Origin of the sequence: Pseudomonas sp. Sample_22, assembly GCF_004307635.1 — a bacterium.
In the GTDB taxonomy this organism is placed as follows: Bacteria; Pseudomonadota; Gammaproteobacteria; order Pseudomonadales; family Pseudomonadaceae; genus Aquipseudomonas.
This window is the reverse complement of record NZ_RCNY01000033.1, coordinates 17,557-37,367: the sequence shown is the minus strand read 5'-3', so window position 1 is coordinate 37,367 and position 19,811 is coordinate 17,557. Positions and strand designations below refer to the sequence as shown.

At 60.0% G+C, this 19,811-nt stretch carries 23 protein-coding genes; 10 read left to right on the top strand and 13 right to left on the bottom strand.

Annotated features, from left to right (window positions below):
- The first annotated feature begins 123 nt into the window (after positions 1 to 123).
- Together D8U73_RS09375 and D8U73_RS09370 are read left to right on the top strand one after the other, a co-directional pair.
- Positions 124 to 969, top strand: a complete 846-nt coding sequence (locus tag D8U73_RS09375; protein WP_056855986.1) for a MoxR family ATPase — start codon at positions 124 to 126, stop codon at positions 967 to 969.
- 24 nt (positions 970 to 993) lie between these two features.
- Entirely contained in the window at positions 994 to 2,172 is a 1,179-nt protein-coding gene (locus tag D8U73_RS09370) for a VWA domain-containing protein (protein ID WP_056855987.1), read from the top strand.
- A gap of 118 nt (positions 2,173 to 2,290) precedes the next feature.
- Here the strand turns inward: D8U73_RS09370 and D8U73_RS09365 are convergent, their stop codons facing one another.
- From D8U73_RS09365 to D8U73_RS09350, 4 genes are all read right to left on the bottom strand, one after another.
- A complete protein-coding gene (locus D8U73_RS09365) occupies positions 2,291 to 3,217 on the bottom strand; it encodes a biotin-dependent carboxyltransferase family protein (protein ID WP_130904313.1) in 927 nt (308 codons plus the stop codon).
- On the bottom strand, positions 3,214 to 3,918 hold the full coding sequence (locus D8U73_RS09360) for an allophanate hydrolase subunit 1 (protein WP_056855989.1): 705 nt from the start codon (positions 3,916 to 3,918) through the stop codon (positions 3,214 to 3,216). Before D8U73_RS09360 ends, D8U73_RS09365 begins: the two co-directional genes overlap by 4 nt.
- Positions 3,915 to 4,667 (bottom strand): 5-oxoprolinase subunit PxpA, encoded by a 753-nt coding sequence (locus D8U73_RS09355; protein WP_130904312.1) that lies wholly within the window; start codon positions 4,665 to 4,667, stop codon positions 3,915 to 3,917. Before D8U73_RS09355 ends, D8U73_RS09360 begins: the two co-directional genes overlap by 4 nt.
- Positions 4,668 to 4,740: 73 nt before the next feature.
- Positions 4,741 to 6,027 (bottom strand): MFS transporter, encoded by a 1,287-nt coding sequence (locus D8U73_RS09350; protein WP_056855991.1) that lies wholly within the window; start codon positions 6,025 to 6,027, stop codon positions 4,741 to 4,743.
- 146 nt (positions 6,028 to 6,173) lie between these two features.
- On the opposite strand from D8U73_RS09350, the gene D8U73_RS09345 reads away from it, so the two are divergent.
- Entirely contained in the window at positions 6,174 to 7,091 is a 918-nt protein-coding gene (locus D8U73_RS09345) for a LysR family transcriptional regulator (RefSeq protein WP_130904311.1), read from the top strand.
- A 110-nt stretch (positions 7,092 to 7,201) separates the two neighbouring features.
- Here the strand turns inward: D8U73_RS09345 and D8U73_RS09340 are convergent, their stop codons facing one another.
- The 3 genes from D8U73_RS09340 to D8U73_RS09330 are packed head-to-tail and all read right to left on the bottom strand — an operon-like array spanning position 7,202 to position 9,068.
- Complete coding sequence (locus D8U73_RS09340) at positions 7,202 to 7,744, bottom strand: DUF2937 family protein (protein ID WP_056855993.1); 543 nt, start codon at positions 7,742 to 7,744, stop codon at positions 7,202 to 7,204.
- A gap of 13 nt (positions 7,745 to 7,757) precedes the next feature.
- Positions 7,758 to 8,534 carry a class II glutamine amidotransferase gene (locus tag D8U73_RS09335; protein WP_130904310.1) on the bottom strand — a complete coding sequence of 259 codons (777 nt, stop codon included), beginning with the start codon at positions 8,532 to 8,534 and terminating at the stop codon, positions 7,758 to 7,760.
- 33 nt (positions 8,535 to 8,567) lie between these two features.
- Positions 8,568 to 9,068, bottom strand: a complete 501-nt coding sequence (locus tag D8U73_RS09330) for an MFS transporter (protein ID WP_130904309.1) — start codon at positions 9,066 to 9,068, stop codon at positions 8,568 to 8,570.
- Positions 9,069 to 9,168: 100 nt separating this feature from the next.
- Between D8U73_RS09330 and D8U73_RS09325 the strand changes: the two genes are divergently transcribed.
- A complete protein-coding gene (locus D8U73_RS09325) occupies positions 9,169 to 11,223 on the top strand; it encodes a S9 family peptidase (RefSeq protein WP_130904308.1) in 2,055 nt (684 codons plus the stop codon).
- Positions 11,224 to 11,425: 202 nt separating this feature from the next.
- Positions 11,426 to 11,899, top strand: coding sequence for a cyclic nucleotide-binding domain-containing protein (locus D8U73_RS09320; RefSeq protein WP_130904307.1), 474 nt, complete (start codon positions 11,426 to 11,428; stop codon positions 11,897 to 11,899).
- On the opposite strand, the gene D8U73_RS09315 is transcribed toward D8U73_RS09320, so the two are convergent.
- On the bottom strand, positions 11,896 to 12,186 hold the full coding sequence (locus tag D8U73_RS09315) for a hypothetical protein (RefSeq protein WP_056855998.1): 291 nt from the start codon (positions 12,184 to 12,186) through the stop codon (positions 11,896 to 11,898). The two genes, D8U73_RS09320 and D8U73_RS09315, sit on opposite strands and share 4 nt — an antisense overlap.
- Before the next feature lie 95 nt (positions 12,187 to 12,281).
- Between D8U73_RS09315 and D8U73_RS09310 the strand changes: the two genes are divergently transcribed.
- The 4 genes from D8U73_RS09310 to D8U73_RS09290 all read left to right on the top strand — a co-directional run bounded on the left by D8U73_RS09310 (position 12,282) and on the right by D8U73_RS09290 (position 14,510).
- Positions 12,282 to 12,968, top strand: a complete 687-nt coding sequence (locus tag D8U73_RS09310) for a hypothetical protein (protein ID WP_056856304.1) — start codon at positions 12,282 to 12,284, stop codon at positions 12,966 to 12,968.
- 49 nt (positions 12,969 to 13,017) lie between these two features.
- Positions 13,018 to 13,389, top strand: coding sequence for a YajD family HNH nuclease (locus D8U73_RS09305; protein WP_007944009.1), 372 nt, complete (start codon positions 13,018 to 13,020; stop codon positions 13,387 to 13,389).
- A 186-nt stretch (positions 13,390 to 13,575) separates the two neighbouring features.
- A complete protein-coding gene (locus D8U73_RS09295; RefSeq protein WP_056855999.1) occupies positions 13,576 to 14,046 on the top strand; it encodes an RNA methyltransferase in 471 nt (156 codons plus the stop codon).
- Between the two features lie 92 nt (positions 14,047 to 14,138).
- Positions 14,139 to 14,510 carry a DUF2892 domain-containing protein gene (locus D8U73_RS09290; protein WP_056856000.1) on the top strand — a complete coding sequence of 124 codons (372 nt, stop codon included), beginning with the start codon at positions 14,139 to 14,141 and terminating at the stop codon, positions 14,508 to 14,510.
- A gap of 78 nt (positions 14,511 to 14,588) precedes the next feature.
- Here the strand turns inward: D8U73_RS09290 and D8U73_RS09285 are convergent, their stop codons facing one another.
- Together D8U73_RS09285 and D8U73_RS09280 are read right to left on the bottom strand one after the other, a co-directional pair.
- Entirely contained in the window at positions 14,589 to 15,818 is a 1,230-nt protein-coding gene (locus D8U73_RS09285) for a hypothetical protein (RefSeq protein WP_130904305.1), read from the bottom strand.
- A 37-nt stretch (positions 15,819 to 15,855) separates the two neighbouring features.
- Positions 15,856 to 16,305: a YcgN family cysteine cluster protein gene (locus D8U73_RS09280; protein WP_130904304.1), complete on the bottom strand. Its 450-nt coding sequence runs from the start codon at positions 16,303 to 16,305 to the stop codon at positions 15,856 to 15,858.
- Between the two features lie 164 nt (positions 16,306 to 16,469).
- On the opposite strand from D8U73_RS09280, the gene D8U73_RS09275 reads away from it, so the two are divergent.
- Complete coding sequence (locus D8U73_RS09275) at positions 16,470 to 17,063, top strand: nitroreductase family protein (RefSeq protein WP_130904303.1); 594 nt, start codon at positions 16,470 to 16,472, stop codon at positions 17,061 to 17,063.
- Between the two features lie 124 nt (positions 17,064 to 17,187).
- Here the strand turns inward: D8U73_RS09275 and D8U73_RS09270 are convergent, their stop codons facing one another.
- From D8U73_RS09270 to rnd, 3 genes are all read right to left on the bottom strand, one after another.
- The gene (locus D8U73_RS09270) at positions 17,188 to 18,120 is read right to left on the bottom strand and encodes a D-2-hydroxyacid dehydrogenase (protein WP_056856004.1); all 933 of its coding nucleotides are present in this window, start codon (positions 18,118 to 18,120) and stop codon (positions 17,188 to 17,190) included.
- A gap of 120 nt (positions 18,121 to 18,240) precedes the next feature.
- Entirely contained in the window at positions 18,241 to 18,534 is a 294-nt protein-coding gene (locus tag D8U73_RS09265) for a YcgL domain-containing protein (RefSeq protein WP_053155806.1), read from the bottom strand.
- Entirely contained in the window at positions 18,531 to 19,664 is a 1,134-nt protein-coding gene (rnd, locus tag D8U73_RS09260; RefSeq protein ID WP_056856005.1) for a ribonuclease D, read from the bottom strand. Before rnd ends, D8U73_RS09265 begins: the two co-directional genes overlap by 4 nt.
- Positions 19,665 to 19,811 lie beyond the last annotated feature (147 nt).

Below are 19,811 nucleotides of genomic sequence, written 5' to 3'. Positions count from 1 at the left end.
TCAGAGACTGAATAAGCCGTCTGCGTTCACAGTCGACCGGGCAGCGCGTTATAGTCGGGGCTGACTATTTTATTGCGCCCCGCCCTGCCCTTCAGGTCGGCGTTACCGTTCGAGGATTAGCAGATGAAGTTCGAAGGCACCCAGGCCTACGTCGCCACCGATGACCTGAAGCTGGCGGTCAACGCCGCCATCACCCTGGAGCGGCCATTGCTGGTCAAGGGCGAACCGGGCACCGGCAAGACCATGCTCGCCGAACAACTGGCCGAATCCTTTGGCGCCAAGCTGATCACCTGGCACATCAAATCCACCACCAAGGCTCATCAAGGCCTTTACGAGTACGACGCGGTGAGCCGTCTGCGCGACTCGCAACTGGGCAACGAAAAGGTCCACGACGTCCGTAATTACCTGAAAAAAGGCAAGCTCTGGGAAGCCTTCGAGTCCGACGAACGGGTGATCCTGCTGATCGATGAAATCGACAAGGCCGACATCGAATTCCCTAACGATCTGCTGCAAGAACTCGACAAGATGGAGTTCTACGTTTACGAGATCGACGAGACCATCAAGGCGAAAAAGCGTCCGATCATCATCATTACCTCCAACAACGAAAAAGAGCTGCCGGACGCTTTCCTGCGTCGCTGCTTCTTCCACTACATCGCCTTCCCGGACCGCAGCACCCTGCAGAAAATCGTCGACGTGCACTACCCGGACATCAAGAAAGACCTGGTCAGCGAAGCGCTGGATGTGTTCTTCGATGTGCGCAAGGTGCCGGGGCTGAAGAAGAAGCCATCGACCTCCGAACTGGTGGACTGGCTGAAGCTGCTGATGGCCGACAACATCGGCGAAGCGGTACTGCGCGAACGCGATCCGACCAAGGCTATCCCGCCGCTGGCCGGTGCCTTGGTAAAGAACGAACAAGACGTGCAATTGCTTGAACGTCTGGCGTTCATGAGTCGTCGCGGCAGCCGCTAAGCACTACTGAACAGGCGTCAACCCATGTTGCTCAATCTCTTCAATGAAATGCGCGCAGCCAAGGTGCCGGTCTCGGTACGCGAGCTGCTGGACTTGATCAACGCGCTGAAACAGCGCGTGACCTTCGCCGACATGGACGAGTTCTACTACTTGTCCCGGGCGATCCTGGTGAAGGACGAAAAGCATTTCGACAAGTTCGACCGGGCCTTCGGTGCTTACTTCAATGGCCTGGAAAAGCTCGACGACCACCTGCAGGCCTTGATTCCGGAAGACTGGCTGCGCAAGGAGTTCGAGCGCTCGCTGACCGATGAAGAGCGCGCCGCGATCCAGTCCCTCGGTGGCCTTGACAAGCTGATCGAAGAGTTCAAGAAACGCCTGGAAGAACAGAAGGAACGCCATGCCGGTGGCAACAAATGGATCGGCACCGGTGGCACCAGCCCGTTCGGTTCCGGTGGTTTCAACCCGGAAGGCATTCGGGTCGGCGACGCCGGCAAGCGCCAGGGCAAGGCGGCCAAGGTCTGGGACCAGCGTGAATACAAGAACCTGGACGATTCGGTCGAGTTGGGCACCCGCAACATCAAGGTCGCCCTGCGAAGGTTGCGCAAGTTCGCTCGCCAGGGCGCTGCAGAAGAGCTGGACATCGATGGCACCATCGACCACACCGCCAAGGACGCGGGGTTGCTGAACATCCAGATGCGACCGGAGCGGCGCAACACCGTCAAGTTGCTGCTGCTGTTCGATATCGGCGGTTCGATGGATGCGCACGTGAAGATCTGCGAAGAGCTGTTCTCGGCCTGCAAGACCGAGTTCAAGCATCTGGAGTACTTCTACTTCCACAACTTCATTTATGAATCGGTGTGGAAGAACAACATGCGCCGCACGTCCGAGCGCACCTCGACCATGGACCTGCTGCACAAGTACGGCGCCGACTACAAAGTGATCTTCATCGGCGACGCCGCCATGGCGCCGTATGAAATCACCCAGGCCGGTGGCAGTGTCGAGCACTGGAACGAAGAAGCCGGTTATGTGTGGATGCAGCGGTTCAAGGAAAAGTACAAGAAACTCATCTGGATCAACCCGTACCCGAAGGACACTTGGGGCTATACCTCATCGACCAATATTGTGCGGGACTTGATCGATGACCAGATGTATCCGCTGACCTTGCGCGGGTTGGAGGAAGGAATGCGGTTTCTTTCCAAGTGATTTGTGTTGCCTGGTCTGACGCCATCGCGGGCAAGCCCGCTCCCACAATGATTTGTGTTGTTCATAAATTTTGTGAACAACGTTCAACCCTGTGGGAGCGGGCTTGCCCGCGATGCTTTTAGCGGCTCAAAAACCGCTGTAAATACTCGACCTGTTCCCGATGCGCCACCTCCTGCACCACCGGCTTCAACCGCACCTGCCCCCCCGGCAGACACTGCGCCAATCGTGCCAGCGCCAACGGCGTCAACGCCCCCAATCGCGGATACCCACCAATGGTCTGCCGGTCATTGAGCAATACAATCGGCTGCCCGTCCGGCGGTACCTGGACCGCCCCCAGCGGAATGCCTTCGGAGATCATCGGTTTGCCCTGGTACTGCAACGCCGTGCCCAACAGGCGAATGCCCATGCGGTCGGCGCGGCTGTCGAGGCTCCATGCGTTGTTGAACGCATCGAACAGGCTTTGTCCGCTGAATTGGCCGATCTGCGCGCCGATGACCAGGTCCAAAGGAGCCTCGAGACTCAGGTCCGGCCGCTGGCCTGCGGTCAATTCCCGCAACAACATCACTGAATTGCCCGAATAGCTCAAACTCGCGCCTTTGGTCAGCGCGTGGCCCATGCCGTCCAGCCCGCCGAGCGCCTCACGGACCACTGTCGCGCTGCTGCCCAACACCTTCGGCGCATCGAACCCGCCCGGTGCGGCCAGATAGGCACGCGCACCGAGCAATGGCTGAGTGAATTGCAAACGCTGACCTTTGTTCAGCCGGAAACTGCGCCAAGGGGCCAACGCCTCACCATTGATGCGTGCACCGAGGTCCGCTCCGGCCAACGCCAATACACAATCTTCTTCGGCCACAACAGTGAACCCGCCAAGGGTGATTTCAATCACCGCGGCATCCAGCGCGTTACCCAGCAACCAATTGGCCCAGGACATCGAACGCCAATCGGCGGCGCCACCCTGGGTCACGCCCAGATGCCGCACACCGAAACGGCCGGCGTCCTGCAACAGACACAACGGCGTACTCGCCTCAATCGTCAACTGGCTCATGCCTGGGCCTCCAGAGGCGTATCGTCCCCGCCCAGATTGATGAATTCGGCATGACCTACAGCTTCAAAGCGCACCGTATCTCCCGGTTGCATCAGGCTGTAGCCGTCACGGTTGCGGTCAAACAATCGGGCGGGCGTGCGGCCGATCAGATTCCAACCACCCGGCGACACCACCGGATAGGCTGCCGTTTGTCGCTCGGCAATGCCGACACTGCCGGCGGCGACTTTCTTGCGCGGGGTGTTCAGGCGCGGTGCGGCCAGCACCTCTTCCACCAGCCCCATGAAAGCGAAGCCGGGGGCAAAGCCCAAGGCGAACACCTGATACTCACGCTCGCTGTGACGCCGGATCACCTCCTCCACTGCCAAGCCGCTGCGTTGCGACAACAGCCTCAGCTCGGGGCCGACACTCAGGTCGTACCACACCGGCAACACGTGACAGGTGCCACGAGTGCGCGCGTTGGGCGACAGATCGATCAACGCTTCGGCGATCAATTCACGGGCCTGGGCCGGGCTCAATGCTGTCAGGTCGTAATGCACCATCAACGTTGTATAGGACGGCACAAGATCGATCAGATGCCCGGCAAACGCTGCCCGCAGACTTTCGCTGGCGGCGAGCATCCACGGCATGTTGGCTTCTGCGATCTCATCGAACAGGCGCACCATCAGGCAATCCAGCGCGACCACTTCCACCCGCAGTTTCATGACGTGCTCTGCTGGTTCAGGGCTTGGCGGATCCGTTGCACGGCGGCCACCGAACTGGCGTTGTCGCCGTGCACGCAGAGGGTGTTGGCCTGCAGGTGCAAGGCGCTGCCGTCGCTGGCGGTGAGGTGTTCGCCACGGGCAATGGTCAGCGCCTGCCCGATGATTTTTTCCGGATCGTGATGCACCGCCCCCGGCAGTTGTCGCGAAACCAGCATGCCGGCGCTGTCGTAGGCACGGTCGGCGAAGGCTTCGAACCACAGGGTCACGCCATATTCATCACCCAGTTGCTGCGCGGCGCTGTTGTCCCTGGTGGCCATCAACATCAACGGCAGTTCGCGGTCATAGGACGCCACAGCTTGCAGCACCGCACGCAATTGCGCCGGATTGGCCATCATGTCGTTGTACATCGCACCGTGGGGCTTGACGTAACTGACGCGTCCGCCCTGCGCCCGGCAGATGCCATCAAGCGCGCCGATCTGGTAATGCACAATATCCTGCAGTTCCTGGGTGGCGTAGGCCATGGAGCGCCGGCCGAACCCCACCAGGTCCTGATAGGCCGGATGGGCGCCGATCTGCACGCCATGGCTGAGCGCGAGGCTGACAGTCTTGCGCATGATGCTCGGATCACCGGCGTGAAAGCCGCAGGCGATGTTGGCGCAATCGATGAAAGGCATGACCTCGGCGTCCAGACCCATGGTCCAGTTACCGAAGCTCTCGCCGATGTCGCAGTTCAATAGCAGGCGGCTCACGGTGAACACTCCTGTAGGCTTTGTTCTTTTTGGCTGCGGGACATATCCGTATGACACGTCCGCAGATTATCAGTTACTGAGCGTCGAGTTGCTTGCCACGGGTTTCCGGCAGGCTCAAGGCTGCAAGGATCACCACGCCGTAGGACACTGCTGCAAAGGCGCCGATGCCCACGCTCAGCGGCACGGTCTGGCTGAGCAGACCGATCAGCAGCGGGAACAACGCCGCCAGCGCCCGACCGATGTTGTAGCAAAAGCCCTGGCCGGAACCGCGAATGCGCGTAGGGAACAATTCGGTCAGGAACGCGCCCATGCCACTGAAAATCCCCGAGGCGAAGAACCCCAGCGGAAAGCCCAGCCACAGCATCACGCCGTTGCTGACCGGCAATTGGGTGTAAAGCAAAACGATGGTGAACGAGCCGACAGCGAACAGGATGAAGTTCTTTTTGCGGCCGAGGATGTCGGTCAGGTACGCGCTGATGACATAACCGACGTAGGACCCGACGATCACCATCGCCAGATACCCGCTGGTATTGAGCACGCTCAGACCGCGCTCGTTTTTCAGGAAGGTTGGCAGCCAGGACGTGATTGCGTAATAACCGCCCAGCGCGCCGGTGGTCAGTAACGAAGCGCGAATCGTGGTGAACAGTATGCCCGGAGCGAAGATCTCGTAGAACTTCGACGGATTGCTTGGCTCCTGCCTGGCTTTGGCTTCGCGGTAGATTTCCGGATCTTTCACCAGGCGACGGACGAAAATCACGAAAATCGCCGGCACGATGCCGAGGATGAACAGCGCGCGCCAGGCGTCTTCTGGCGGCAATACAGAGAACAGCAGCGCGTACAGGATCGCGGTCAGGCCCCAGCCCAGCGCCCAGCCCGATTGCACCATGCCCACGGCCTTGCCACGGTCCTTGGCGCGAATCACCTCGCCGATCAGCACCGCGCCCGCGGTCCATTCGCCACCGAAACCGAAGCCCATCAACGTACGGGCAATCAGCAGTTGTTCGTAGTTCTGCGCGAACCCGCAAAGGAAGGTGAAGAAGGCAAACCACAGGACGGTCAGTTGCAACGTTCGCACCCGGCCGATCCGATCGGAGAGAATCCCCGCGACCCAACCACCGATGGCGGACGCAATCAACGTGCTGGTGTGAATCAACCCGGCCTGGCCAGTTGTGATGCCCCACATGGCAATCAGGGTCGGCACCACGAAGCTGAGCATCTGGGTGTCCATGCCATCCAGGCCATAGCCGATCTTGCAGCTCCAGAAGGTGCGGCGTTCCTGCTGATTGATATTGCGATACCAGTCGAAAGGTCCCGGGCGAGCCGTGGCTTTCGCAATGGCGGGGGTGTCGGACGCACTCATGGCAAATCTCCGCGCTGATTTTATTGGTATTGTTCTGAGCCCCGACGACGCCTATCGTGGGAACCGGATGGCCAGATTTTTGTGCGCCCTGCCGTGCTGCGTCCAACTAATAAAAACCTGCCTTAGGCATAAGAAATCTTTATCCCATGAACCTGAAGTTCCTCGAGACCTTTGTCTGGGTCGCCCGACTCAAGAGTTTTCGCCTGACCGCCGACAAGTTGTTCACCACCCAGGCGTCGATTTCCAGTCGCATCGCCGTGCTGGAAAGCGAACTTGGGGTGAAGTTGTTCCTGCGTGATTCACGCGGCGTGAGCCTGACGCCCGAAGGCTTGAAAGTGCTCGATTACGCCGAGCAAATGATGGACACCATGCAGGCACTCAAGCAGTCGATCGAGACCCGCTCGAGCAAGGCCGGGCGCGTGCGCATCGGCGTGATGGACACCGTGATCCACACGTGGCTCAGCCCATTGGTGGCGCAGATGACCGATCACTATCCGCTGGTGGAAATCGAGCTGGTGGCCGATACCTCGCTGAACCTCTGCGATCAGCTGCAAAAAGGCTTCCTCGATGTGATCCTGCAGACCGACCTGTTGCGTCAGGAAAGCGTGCGCAGCCTAGAACTGGCGAGCCACCCGATGGGCTGGATCGCTGCCAGTAACTCCCTCTATAACCGCGCGTATTCGGGCATTGCCGACCTGGCGAATGAACGGATCATCACCTACTCGAAGAACTCCCACCCGCATCAGGAAGTGCTTGCCCTGATGCAGGCCAATGGCGTGGCCGCACCGCGACTGAACTGCGTGAATTCAGTGTCGGCAATTACCCGGTTGCTGCGGGACGGTTTTGGAATCGGCGCGTTGCCCCCGGTACTGGTGGCCGAGGAACTGGAGCGCGGAGAACTGACCTTGCTCGACATCGAGCAACGCCCACCGGACTTACAGGTGGTGGTGTCGTGGCGCGTGGGCGTGGAGTGGGCCGAAGAGATCGTGGCGTTGTGTCAGCAGGTGCTGGAGGGGTATGCACGGAAGGTGGGTGAGAATTACATCGTTTTGGCCAGCGGATGATCGTTCCCACGCTCCGCGTGGGAATGCAACCCGGGACGCTCCGCGTCCCATTAGAGCCGAACGCGGAGCGTCCGTTGAGGCATTCCCACGCAGAGCGTGGGAACGATCTGTCAAAGTCCGCGTAAATCCCGCTCTTCAATCGGTCGGCTCTGGCGCAGGCGTTTGCCGCCCAGCACCACCCAGTCGATCAGGCGAAACAGGCACTCGATGCCGAACGACAGCAGCAACGCACCGCTCATGCCCCAGATCATCGCTTCCGGGGTCAGCAGGATCTGGTAGCTGTAGCCATTCCAGGTTTCCTTGCGGATATCCGGATCGGCCGCCAGCACCACTTGCAGGAACCGGATGTACCACGGGCCTTGCATCGCCTGGAACTGTTTATCCAGCGCGACCTGACGGCTCAGCAGGTTGCTCAGGCTGTCGGCATCGCTGCGAAAGATCGGGTCTTCACTGGCGCGGTAATGCGCCACCAGCGCCTGCATATCGCCCTTGAAAAACTGATTGGCGGTGTTCTGGAAGCCGCTCAACCCGGCCTGAGCTTCAATCAGGTGCGCCTCGACCCGCTTGGCGTAATCGTTGATGAACCCCGGCACCTGGACACCGATCAACAGTCCCGCCGCAAACAACACCAGCCGTAGATAACTGAGCAACATGGGTATCGGATCCTTATGAGGTCTGGCCCTGACTGACGCATTCACCGCGTCGCCACAGGCTCCATTGACCCGGTTCGTAACGGGTCCAGGTTTCGTTTTCGGTCAACGGTTCGGTAGCGATCACCGTCACCACGTCCTTGGGAGTGGTTTCAGCCTGGAAGTCGACGATCACATCGACATCCTTCAAGCGTGCCGGGCCAAACGGGGCGCGCCGGGTGATCTGTGCCAGCTTGGTCGAGCAATAACAGAACAACCAGTCGCCATCGCTGAGCAGACAGTTGAACACGCCTTTGCTACGGTATTCGGCGCACGCAGCCACCAGATCCGGTAACAACGCTTCGACGTCGACCGGCTCGGGGAACGCCGCACGTACGCGGTTGAGCAAATCGCAGAACGCCGCTTCGCTGTCGGTATCACCCACGGGACGATAGAAACTGGCCGTCGGCTGAAAATCCGCCAGTTGGCCGTTATGCGCGAAACACCAGTTGCGGCCCCACAGTTCACGGACGAACGGATGCGTGTTGGACAGGCAGACCTTGCCGACGTTGGCCTGACGAATATGGCCGATCACCACTTCGCTCTTGATCGGGTAGCGCTGCACCAGATTCGCCACTTCCGACTCGCAACTCGCGGCCGGATCCTGGAACAGCCGCAAGCCGCGACCTTCATAGAAGGCGATGCCCCAGCCGTCACGGTGCGGACCGGTGCGCCCGCCGCGCTGCATCAGCCCGGTGAAGCTGAACACGATATCGGTCGGGACATTGGCGCTCATGCCCAATAACTCACACATGCTCGGACTCTCGCTCAATGGCAGGGGGCAAGGTTACAGGCGAGGTTCGACCCGCATGCGCTGGGGATTGCTCGGCACAGGTGGACGGCCATAGCGATCATCGCCAGCACCACCAAAAGGATGCTCCTCTTCTTCCGGATCATCGGCACGGGCGGCGGCTTTGGCGGCGGCAGCCTGTTCCTTGCGAGCGTTTGCTCCACGTTCGATGGCGAAGCGGATTGCCACGAAGACCAGGTAGAGACCGAAGGCGATCATGCCGTACATGAACAGATCGGAGATGGCCCGCCAGGCGTTGTTGCCGACCTTGAACAGCAGGTCGAGGGCGGTAATGGCGATGGCCGGGGCGACTTTTTCCTTCACCGGGTCAATAATCGTCGGGCTGAACAACAGCACCGCCACCAGCAACCGCAGCGGCTCACGCAGCCAGCGCCACATCCAGCGGGTAATGCGCATCCACACCAACAGGCAGCCCAAAGCGGCAAAGGCGTAGAGGCCCCAAGCGATCAGATAGTCGTTCTCGGTCATGGTGTCCATGGCAAGGCAGGCAAAGAGGCGCTTATGATAACGGCTTTTCGCCCGTCAGGCTGCCCCGCTGATGGCGTCGACCATTTCGTACATTGTTCGAGAGCCCTTCATGCCCATATCCGCCAACATTTGCGACGCCCCGATCGCCCACAAGGCCGAAGGCGCCGACCCGTATGCCTGGCTGCAAGCGCGCGACACCGATGCGGTGCTCGACTACCTAAAGGCTGAAAACAGCTATCAGCAAGCGCAAACCGCCGATCAGGCCGAACTGCGTGAAACTCTGTTTGAAGAGATCAAGGGACGGATTCTTGAAACCGACCTGTCCCTGCCCTCGCCATGGGGACCATACCTGTATTACACGCGCACCACGGCGGGCGATGAATACGCCCGTCATTACCGCTGCCCACGTCCGGCCGACGACAGCCTGACCCTCGACGAAAGCCGGGAACAACTGCTGCTGGACCCGAACGAGCTGGCCAACGGCGGTTTCTTTTCTCTCGGGGCGTTCAGCATCAGTCCGGACCATCAGCGCCTGGCCTACAGCGTAGACTCGACGGGCGATGAAATTTACACGCTGTTCGTGAAGGAATTGTCTGACGGTCGTGTCAGCGAACTGGAATTCCTGGACTGTGACGGCAGCATGACCTGGGCCAACGACAGCCTGACGCTGTTCTTCGGCGAACTGGACGACACCCACCGCCCGCACAAGCTGTACCGCTATCGCCTGGACGGCACGGCGGCCGAAGAAGTGTTCCATGAAACGGACGGCCGCTTCTTCATGCATTGCTACCGCGCCAGCTCTGAACAGCAGTTGCTGCTGTCCGTGGGCAGCAAGACCACCAGCGAAGTCTGGGTGCTCGACGCCAACCAGCCACAACAGGCCTTTGCCTGTATTGCGCCGAGGGTCGAAGACCACGAGTACGACGTCGACCATGGCGCACTCGATGGCCAATGGACCTGGTTCATCCGCACCAACCGCGACGGCATCAACTTCGCGTTGTACACCGCTGTCGATACCGGCGTGGCACCGATCGAGGCCCAATGGCAGCTCCTGATCCCCCACAGTGACACGGTGATGATCGACGGCATGAGCCTCAACGCGAGTGCCATGACCCTGAGCCTGCGTGAAGGTGGCCTGCCCATCATCGAAGTTCACCCGCAGGATTTGCCGAGCTACCGGGTGCAGCTGCCGGACGCGGCGTACAGCCTGCATGTGCAGAACAGCCTGGAGTTCGTCAGTGAACGGATTCGCCTGCGTTATGAAGCGCTGAACCGTCCGGCACAGATCCGCCAATTGCAATTGAGCAACGGCGAACAGCAAGTGCTCAAGCAAACCCCGGTGCTCGGTCCGTTCGATGCCGACGCCTACGTCAGCCAGCGTCTGTGGGCTACCGCCCCCGACGGCACGCAGGTACCGATCAGCCTGGTGATCAAGCGCGAAGCGCTGGGCAAACCGGTGCCACTGTATCTGTACGGCTACGGCGCCTATGGCGAAAGCCTCGACCCTTGGTTCTCCCACGCGCGCCTGAGCTTGCTCGATCGCGGCATGGCGTTTGCCATCGCCCACGTGCGCGGCGGTGGCGAATTGGGTGAAGCCTGGTATCGCGCAGGCAAACAGGAACACAAGCAAAACACCTTCAGCGACTTTATTGCCTGTGCCGAGCACTTGATCGCCAATGGATTCACCCGTGCACCGCAACTGGCGATCAGTGGCGGCAGCGCCGGTGGCCTGTTGATCGGCGCGGTGCTCAATCAACGCCCGGAGCTGTTCGGTGCGGCGATTGCAGAAGTGCCGTTCGTCGACGTGCTCAACACCATGCTCGACCCGGACCTGCCGCTGACCGTCACCGAATACGATGAGTGGGGCAACCCGCAGGAGCCGGATGTCTATGATCGACTCAAGGCCTACGCCCCGTACGAAAACGTCAAGGCGCAAGCCTATCCGGCCATGCTGGTCATCGCCGGGTACAACGACAGTCGCGTGCAATATTGGGAAGCGGCCAAGTGGGTGGCGAAATTGCGCACGATGAAAACCGACACCAACCCCCTGCTGCTCAAGACCGAACTGGGCGCCGGCCATGGTGGAATGAGTGGCCGATACCAGGGATTGCGTGACGTAGCACTCGAATATGCATTTTTGTTCAAGGTTTTGGGCGTTGCCTGAGGAACTTGGCCTGATGAACCGGTCTTAATTCCGGACACCGGAAGCCGACAGAACACCGTCCGCTGTAGGAGCACAGCTTGCTCGCGATGGCGGCGACTCATTCAACATTGATATTGAATGTGGCGGCCTCATCGCGAGCAAGCTTTGCTCCTACAGGGCAATTTGAAACCCGGAACAGACACAACAAAAAAGACCGCACGACATGTCAGAACCGACCTTACTGAACAACGAAATCCGCGACTGGCTGATGGACTGCGGCCTGTTCAATCAGCTGTTGCCAGCCGACTTCGCCGCGGCTTCGGGCTATTTCAGCATCAGCACCATTACCGAGGGCGAAGAGATATTCCACGAGGGTGATGCCGGCACGTTCATGTGCATCATCCACACCGGCCAGGTGGCCGTGCAGAAAACCACCAGTGACGGCCAGCAGGTGACCATCGCCACGTTGCGCAGCGGTCGTTCGTTCGGCGAAATGGCCGTACTCGACGGAGAGCGGCGCTCTGCCAGTTGTGTGGCCGCGAGCAACTGTCAGTTGCTGAACCTGGGCAAGGACTCGCTGGAAAAAATGCTCAACGACGCCCCGAAAATCGCCGCCAAGATCATCCGCGCCCTCGCCGTCTCCCTTTCCAAACGCCTGCGCATGGCTGACGGGCAACTGCTGACACAGCAGGTCTAACCACCGGGCGACTTGGCTTTCGGCGGGTTTGTCTCAATGCCAGGCAACGGCTGATCCTTGATCGGCGGGCTCGGCCTTTCGATCGGCACCAACGGCGGACCGCCGCTGCCCGGACCCACTTTGGGCAAAGGCGCCGGGCTGATTTGCGGATACGGCGTAGGCGTCGCGGTACCCGGTGAACCGGGCATGGGTGCAGGGCTGACAGGCAGAGATTGCAGCGGTTGGGCCTGCACTGCAGTAATCGAGAGCGCGGCCATGGCAATGACCGTTAGAATGGTGCGCTTCATCAATGGCTCCGTTGGCCTTGTTGTCATTTGCAGGCTACTCCCAACTGCGTCGGTTTGCCTTCCCCTGTGCTGCCATTTTTCCTCAAGTGAGCCCCATGAAACGTTTCGTTCTGCTCGATACCGCCCCCATTCCCGAGAACGGCGGCGCCCTGTGCCTGTTCGAGTATGGCGAGGATTTCGTCATCAAGATCCAGGGCGGCGATGGCGGGCAGTTGATGAACACGCGAATGCACGGATCTGAAGATGCTTTGGCCGAAATCCCTTGCCGCAAGGTCGCCGGTCGTCCGAATTCACGGGTGTTGATCGGTGGCCTGGGCATGGGTTTCACCCTTGCCTCGGCACTCAAGCACCTGGGCAAGAGCGCTGAAGTGGTGGTCGCCGAATTGGTACCCGGCGTGGTGGAGTGGAACCGTGGCCCTTTGGGCGAGAAAGCCGGCAACCCGCTACTGGACCCGCGCACTGTCGTGCGCATGGAAGACGTGGCCAAAGTTCTGCAAGCCGAGCCGCAGGGCTTCGACGCGATCATGCTCGACGTCGACAACGGCCCCGAAGGCCTGACCCAGCGGGCCAATAGCTGGCTCTATTCCGCCGGCGGCCTCAGCGCCTGCGCCAAAGCCCTGCGCCCCAAAGGCGTGCTGGCAGTCTGGTCAGCCAGCGCCGACCGGCAGTTTTCCGACAAACTGAAAAAAGCCGGGTTCAAGGCCGAGGAAGTGCAAGTCTTTGCCCACGGCAACAAGGGCACCCGCCATACCATCTGGATTGCCGAGAAGCTCAAGGGCTGAGCTAAACTGGCTGCATAACCGTCATTAGTCTTTCTACAAAGGTGAACCCATGAGTTCGTCCACCCCAACCAACACGTCGAAGCTCGATCGCATCCTTGCCGACAATCAGCGCGACAAGGAAATGGGCTACCGTGACAAAGCCCTGAAGATGTATCCGCACGTGTGCGGGCGCTGCGCCCGTGAGTTCTCCGGCAAGCGCCTGAGCGAACTGACCGTGCACCACCGCGACCACAACCATGACAACAATCCACAGGACGGCTCGAACTGGGAGTTGTTGTGCCTGTACTGCCACGATAACGAGCACTCGCGTTATACCGACCAGCAATACTTCGGCGAAGGTTCGCTGAGCACGCCGAAAATCGCCAAGGCCACGCATAACCCGTTTGCCGCGCTGGCCGGCTTGATGAAGAAAGAAGACTGAAGGTCTTGCACTGATCGTTCCCACGCTCTGCGTGGGAATGCCGCCAGGGACGCTCCGCGTTCCGCTTCTGAATGTGACGCAGAGCGTCACGGGATGCATTCCCACGCGGAGCGTGGGAACGATCACTGACCACCCCTCCCCCAATCCCCGTATAATCGCGCTTTTTTCGCAAAAGGCACCCCGCTCGTGGCAGACAAACGGTACAGCTGCATTGGTTTGTTCAACCCCAAATCACCGGAGAATGTCGGCTCCGTGATGCGCGCCGCTGGTTGCTATGGCGTGGCGTCGGTGTTCTACACCGGCAAGCGTTATGAACGGGCCGCCGATTTCGTCACCGATACCAAGCGCGTCCATTACGACATCCCACTGATCGGCATCGATGACCTGAAGAAAATCCTGCCCCTCAATTGCGTTCCGGTCGCCGTGGAACTGGTCGAGGGCGCCCGTCCGCTGCCCGAGTACACCCACCCGGACCGCGCGCTGTACATCTTCGGCCCGGAAGACGGTTCGCTGGATAAGGAAATTCGCGACTGGTGCGAAGACGTGGTCTACATCCCGACCACCGGCTGCATGAACCTGGCCGCTACGGTCAACGTCGTGCTCTACGACCGCATGGCCAAAGGTCTCAATACTCGTTCGGGACCAAAATTCCGCTGAGTTGCCGCACATTCGATGGAACAAGCGGCACGCCTGCGCAGTCAGCTTAACTATCGATTACTGAAACAGTCCTTGCTGCCTGGAGACAGATCATGAGCGAACTCAAACGCGTAGAACGCATCGAATCCACCCCCTTCCAGAGCCCGTCCGATCAAAACGTTCAGGGCTGGGAACGCATCGGCTCGCTGGCCGGGGGCGTGGTAATGGTCGGCAAGGGTCTGCGGCGCGGCGGCATCTTTGGCCTGATCCAGGTGGCTATCGGCGGCGTGGCCCTGGCCCGTGGCATCACCGGCCACAGCTCGGCCAAAAGCCTGCTGGAAAAAAGTCGTCAGGACATGGACAACGTGCGGGCAAGAATCCAGCGTGCCGGTGAAGAGTTGAAGACGCTGAAGGCCAATGCCGAAGCGGCGACCAAAACCGCTACGGTCACCGGCAATGATTCGTTGAAGTCGCCGAAAGCCTGAAAATCACAAGATCGCAGCCTGTTGCCGCTCCTGCACAGCTCATTTGCAGGAACTGCGGCAGGCTGCGTCTTTTGATCTTTACCGAAGCAACTCGCTATCCAACACCCTGGAAGGCTCACCAAGTACGCTCTCACTGAGCTGCACGAACACCTTGGTATCGATGCTTTCCAGCCGCATCGCTCCGCGCACCACATCATCCAGCGAACGCTTGTTGCGCGTCTTCAGGCGAATCTCGCGGTCCAGATCCTGCAACAACACCACTGCCCTGGCCACTTGCGCCGGATTGACCTGCTCCCCGCGCAATGTCGTGACCTTCTGGCCAGACTTGAGCAGTTTTCCATGCAGGCTCTCGAACCGCTCATCGCTCATGCCGCCGGCGCGGCGCAGCAATTCAATGGCGTAGTACTCGGCAAATCCTTCGCTGATCCAGTCACTGCGCTGTGAGTCATTGATCCGACCGAACACCTGGGCCAGTTCACGCACCAGCGCGCTGCCGCCGCTTTCGCTGACCAGTGGCAAGCGACTGTTGAAGTAGATCGACTCATGCGCCGCCACGCTGCCGCGCCACATCGGATCGTTGGCACCCACAATCAATAACTTGGTGGGGTGCCGAGGAAACACAGCTTGGACTTGCGGCCAGACAAACGTCAGCAGCGTCAGTACATCCATTCGCCGCATGCCCTGGCCTTGCGGTGACGTCACCGTGACTTCGGTTTCACCGAGCCGGGTGCGGCGGCTGCCAAGGTTGCCCGCAAGCATCCAGCCCGTGGGCCGGTCGAACAGACGGGAAACGTTGTCGATGCGGAACTTGTTCTTGCCGATTCGCGGCCAGGCCGTCTCGACGCTTTTCCAGCCATTGGGCAACTCAAACTCAAGGCGTGAAACCAGTTCGATCCCGTCCTGCTGATCAAGCCTGGCGGCGGGCACCAGATCGTCGCCGCGCATCAACGCCCAACTCGGTGTCATGCGTGTATCGAAGCTGGCGCTTTTTCGGCCATGGCTGATACGCACGCGATAGGTCAGGCTGGCCTTGTCCGACGCCGGGCGCCAGATGCCGCGGGCCTGCTTGCCGGGTGTGAGCTGCCATTGACCGTCGGCCTTGAAATCGCTGTAACGGCCGCCGTCGCCGAGGGCGAAATCCAGGCTGCGTACCGCCGAGCCCTGGGCCAGGGTCAAGCGCACTTGCGCCTGATCACTGTGCGGCAACAGCAGCACGTGGTAATCCAGATCGACCTTCTTCGCCGCCCACACCGGCGAACTCAATAGCCATATTCCTGCGATCAGCGCCCGCTGCCACCCCACAGCCATACACACTCCTTGGTGAAACCGTTGACTCGCAGTTCGCTTAACCCGCGCGGAAAATCAGGTGATCTTCCCAATCATCTTCCGGCACGCTGCCTTCGGCGAGCATGCGTCCGGACTGGGAAATACGCTCGTGGTGCACTGCGTCGCGATCACCACAGACCAGGTGATGCCAGAGTGGCAAATCCTTGCCTTCGCTGACCAGGCGATAACCGCAGGTCGGTGGCAGCCACTTGAACTCGTCAGCCTTGCCGGGCGTGAGCTGGATGCAATCGGGTACGGAGTCGCGACGGTTCGGGTAATCGGTGCACTGGCAGGTTTTCATGTCCAGCAGTTTGCAGGCGATGCGCGTGTAATAGACGCTGTTGTCGTCTTCATCTTCAAGCTTTTGCAGGCAGCACAGGCCACAACCGTCGCACAGCGATTCCCATTCCTCTTGATCGAGTTGATCGAGGGTTTTGCGTTTCCAGAACGGTTCTACTTTGGCGGCCATGGTTCGAGCATCGACATCAGGTGATGAAAAGGCCGCCAGTCTAGTGCCCGCAGCCCTGCGGGCCAAGCATTGGCGACTGTCGGTAGAACGCGCTTGTCAGTTTTGGCGGCGCCAAGTAGGGTTTTGCGTCGCCCCGATGTTCAAATGTCACAAGGAATCTCTTGATGAGTGCAAATCCACGCGTTGCCGATTACGCCATTCACCCTCAGTTCACCGATCGCTGGTCGCCCCGCGCCTTTACCGGCGAGGCCATTCCAGAAGAAACCCTGCTGAGCTTCTTCGAAGCCGCCCGCTGGGCACCGTCGGCGTACAACTCGCAGCCTTGGCGCTTTCTTTACGCACGTCGCGACACGCCAAACTGGGAACGCTATCTGGGCCTGTTGAACGAGTTCAACCGGAGCTGGGCGCAACACGCCTCGGCACTGGTCATCGTGATTTCGAAAACCACTTTCGCGGTACCTGGCGCCACTGAAGAAACCCCGGCGCTGTGGCACACCTTCGACACCGGTTCGGCCTGGGGCCACCTGGCGCTGCAAGCGAGCCTGAGTGGCTGGCACACTCACGGCATGGCCGGTTTCGACCAGGAACTGACCCGCAAGGAGCTGAACATTCCTGAAGGCTATGCCCTGCACGCGGCCGTGGCAGTCGGCAAGCTGGGCGACAAGGCCACCCTGGCCGAGTACCTGCAAGCCCGTGAAGAGCCAAGCCCGCGTCGTCCGTTGAGAGAACTGGCCACTGAAGGCGATTTCTCCCTATAAGCCGCACTGCAGATCTACCGTAGGAGCCGAGCTTGCTCGTGATAGCGGTTTCACAGTCAACAATGATGTCGAATGTGATGACCCCATCGCGAGCAAACTCGGCTCCTGCAGGTTTAGCGTGAATTCAGTACCCGCGATTGAAATCCACTTCCCCGCGCAATGCCTCGCCCGCCTGATAGGCCCGCAGGTTCTCGACAAACAGTTTGACCATCAACGATGGCGAAGTCGGTGCCGAACTGTGTCCCGTCAGCAACAGACCCCAGGCTGTCCAGAACGGATGGCGCTGTGGCAGTGGCTCCTGGCGGCAGACGTCAATCACCGCACCTGCCAGATGACCTTCTTTCAAGGCTTCCACCAGATCAGCATCGACCACCGCAACACCACGCCCGACATTGATGAACAGTCCGGTTGGCTTGAACTGCCTGAACAGCGCCGCATCGTAGATATCGTGGGTGTTTGGGGTGTTTGGCAGCAGATTGATTACATAATCCACTTCACCGACCAGGCGCGGCAAATCCGCCATCGTGCCGACTTCGACAAATGGCGCCTGCTCCCGGGCACTGCTGGCAATGCCATACAGTTCAACGCCAAACGGCATCAGGAACTGCGCAACGGTCTGGCCGATGTCACCCGTGCCGACAATCAGCACCTTGCGCCCCGCCAGGCTCTGACCATGGCGACTGTCCCATTTGCGTTCGACCTGGCTGACCAACCGCGCCAGCACTTCGCGCTCATGGCCCAGCATGTAGGTGAGCACATACTCGGCCATCACCTGGCCAAAAATCCCCACGGCGCGGGTCAGGCGGTAGTGCCGCGGCAGGCCGTCCGCCAGCAGCGGCGTAATGCCAGCCCATGTCGATTGCAGCCATTGTGGTTGGTGACCCTGGCGCAGCAAAGTCGCCAGTAAATCAGGCTGGCCGAGCCAGATCGGGCAATCGGCAGCCTGTCGGGCCAGTTCGGCAGAGTCGCCACTGGTCAGGACTTCCAGATCAGGCGCGGCCTCCCGCAACAGGCGGGCGTACACCGGGTGGTCGTGTTCAGCAATCAGAACGCGCATGCATCAAACCTTTCAAAAACAGTGCAGACGGCCGCCGACAGAGCTTCGCCCTGCCAGCGCGACCATCGCCAAAATCATTCCAGTGTTTCATCAAGACTCTGAACAGAGCCTGTCTACCGATCACATAGGGTCGTTGCGTCGCAATAACTCTTCCGGCAAATGTTCGATGTACTCGTCCTCGGCCGGTGGCATTTGCAGGTGGTAACCCTGCTTGTCGAGGTTCTCCAGCACCACCGTGATGTCCTCGCGCGACAGTTTGCGCTCCGGGCTCAACACCAGGTCGAAGGCGTGGATGGCTTTGCCGAAGGCGGCCATCAAGGTTTCCGGTACGCGTTCCAGAGCATCGCTCTTGAGTACATAAAGGTACATTTCATTGCGTTTGGTGCTGCGGTAGATGGAGCAAATACGTTTCAAGGCTGTTCTCCGGCGGTGGCCAGGCTGTCGAGCAGCGCCTGGCCCATCAATTCGCGGCGCCAGCCACGCAGCGAATCAGGCAATTGGTAGGGACCATTGGGGAAGCCGCTTTTGAGCAGCGCTTCCAGGGTTTTCTTGCGCAGCATCAGTTCCGGCGCAATGTTCAGACGCTCGGCTTCAACCTGGCCGATGGCTTTCAGCTGTTTGAGCAGTGCGGCGGCGTCCACTGGCAACGGCTCCGGCACGGCGGGCGGCCATTGATCGGGCGACACACTGCCAGAGCGCTTGATCAGATCAAGCAGAAACTCGCCGTCCTGACGCACGGTACGCGGATGCATGTCTTCGATCTTCGCCAACGCGCCAAGGTTGTCTGGCTGCGTGCGCGCCAGCGGCCACAGCGAATGCTCGCGGATGATGCGATTGCGCGGCAGGTCACGGGCACGGGCTTCTTTTTCGCGCCACGCGCAGAGTTCACGCAGTACCGCGAGTTGAGCGCGGGATAGTTTCCAGGCCAGTTTGGCGTCGCGATAGACCTCGTACGGGTCGATCTCGCGGCGCAGGTTGGCGACCAGTTCGGCACCGTCCTCCAACACCCAGGCATATTTGTCGTCGGAAAGCTTCGGGCGCAGTTTTACGAACACCTCTGCCAGATGTACGGCATCTTCCGCGGCGTAACTGATCTGTGTTTCGGAAAGCGGACGTTGCAACCAGTCGGAACGGGTCTCGCCCTTGGGCAGATCGATGCCGAGCACTTCCTGCACCAGTCGCGAATATCCCATCGAGAACCCAAGGTTCAGGTAAGCGGCGGCCAGTTGCGTATCGAACAGCGAGGCCGGCAGGCTGCCGGTCAGGCGCAGCAAGACTTCAAGGTCTTCACTGCACGCATGCACGACTTTGACCACGGCTGAGTTTTCCAGCAACGCGGCCAGAGGTTGCCAGTTATCGATGGTCAGCGGATCAATCAGGTAAGCGCGTTCGCCATCGCCAATCTGCAGCAGACCTGCGATCGGATAAAAGGTGTCGACCCGCATGAATTCGGTGTCGAGGGCAACGAATGGCAACTTTTGCCACTCGGCGCAAAATTGACCGAGGCTATCGTTGTCGCGAATCCAGTGAATATCGATGGCCACACGGCTCTCCCTTGAAGAATGGCCCGCAGTATATATCGCCCCCGGCGATTTCCGCGCATCCACTGAACAAGAGCATCAACGAAAACACCTGGCGTACCCGAAGAATAGCCCGTCAACTCCCATTCGACCTGCCTTGCCGGGCATGCA

Bases quoted from the DNA above. Each gene is read 5' to 3' on its own strand.
- D8U73_RS09275 (WP_130904303.1), top strand. From the start codon at position 16,470: ATGAGTGCAAATCCACGCGTTGCCGATTACGCCATTCACCCTCAGTTC.
- D8U73_RS09350 (WP_056855991.1), bottom strand. From the start codon at position 6,027: ATGAGTGCGTCCGACACCCCCGCCATTGCGAAAGCCACGGCTCGCCCG.
- D8U73_RS09330 (WP_130904309.1), bottom strand. From the start codon at position 9,068: ATGGACACCATGACCGAGAACGACTATCTGATCGCTTGGGGCCTCTAC.
- D8U73_RS09315 (WP_056855998.1), bottom strand. From the start codon at position 12,186: ATGAAGCGCACCATTCTAACGGTCATTGCCATGGCCGCGCTCTCGATT.
- D8U73_RS09340 (WP_056855993.1), bottom strand. From the start codon at position 7,744: ATGTTGCTCAGTTATCTACGGCTGGTGTTGTTTGCGGCGGGACTGTTG.
- D8U73_RS09375 (WP_056855986.1), top strand. From the start codon at position 124: ATGAAGTTCGAAGGCACCCAGGCCTACGTCGCCACCGATGACCTGAAG.
- D8U73_RS09280 (WP_130904304.1), bottom strand. From the start codon at position 16,305: ATGGCCGCCAAAGTAGAACCGTTCTGGAAACGCAAAACCCTCGATCAA.
- D8U73_RS09365 (WP_130904313.1), bottom strand. From the start codon at position 3,217: ATGAGCCAGTTGACGATTGAGGCGAGTACGCCGTTGTGTCTGTTGCAG.
- D8U73_RS09320 (WP_130904307.1), top strand. From the start codon at position 11,426: ATGTCAGAACCGACCTTACTGAACAACGAAATCCGCGACTGGCTGATG.
- D8U73_RS09290 (WP_056856000.1), top strand. From the start codon at position 14,139: ATGAGCGAACTCAAACGCGTAGAACGCATCGAATCCACCCCCTTCCAG.
- D8U73_RS09345 (WP_130904311.1), top strand. From the start codon at position 6,174: ATGAACCTGAAGTTCCTCGAGACCTTTGTCTGGGTCGCCCGACTCAAG.
- D8U73_RS09310 (WP_056856304.1), top strand. From the start codon at position 12,282: ATGAAACGTTTCGTTCTGCTCGATACCGCCCCCATTCCCGAGAACGGC.
- D8U73_RS09335 (WP_130904310.1), bottom strand. From the start codon at position 8,534: ATGTGTGAGTTATTGGGCATGAGCGCCAATGTCCCGACCGATATCGTG.
- D8U73_RS09270 (WP_056856004.1), bottom strand. From the start codon at position 18,120: ATGCGCGTTCTGATTGCTGAACACGACCACCCGGTGTACGCCCGCCTG.
- D8U73_RS09360 (WP_056855989.1), bottom strand. From the start codon at position 3,918: ATGAAACTGCGGGTGGAAGTGGTCGCGCTGGATTGCCTGATGGTGCGC.
- D8U73_RS09370 (WP_056855987.1), top strand. From the start codon at position 994: ATGTTGCTCAATCTCTTCAATGAAATGCGCGCAGCCAAGGTGCCGGTC.
- D8U73_RS09325 (WP_130904308.1), top strand. From the start codon at position 9,169: ATGCCCATATCCGCCAACATTTGCGACGCCCCGATCGCCCACAAGGCC.
- D8U73_RS09285 (WP_130904305.1), bottom strand. From the start codon at position 15,818: ATGGCTGTGGGGTGGCAGCGGGCGCTGATCGCAGGAATATGGCTATTG.
- D8U73_RS09305 (WP_007944009.1), top strand. From the start codon at position 13,018: ATGAGTTCGTCCACCCCAACCAACACGTCGAAGCTCGATCGCATCCTT.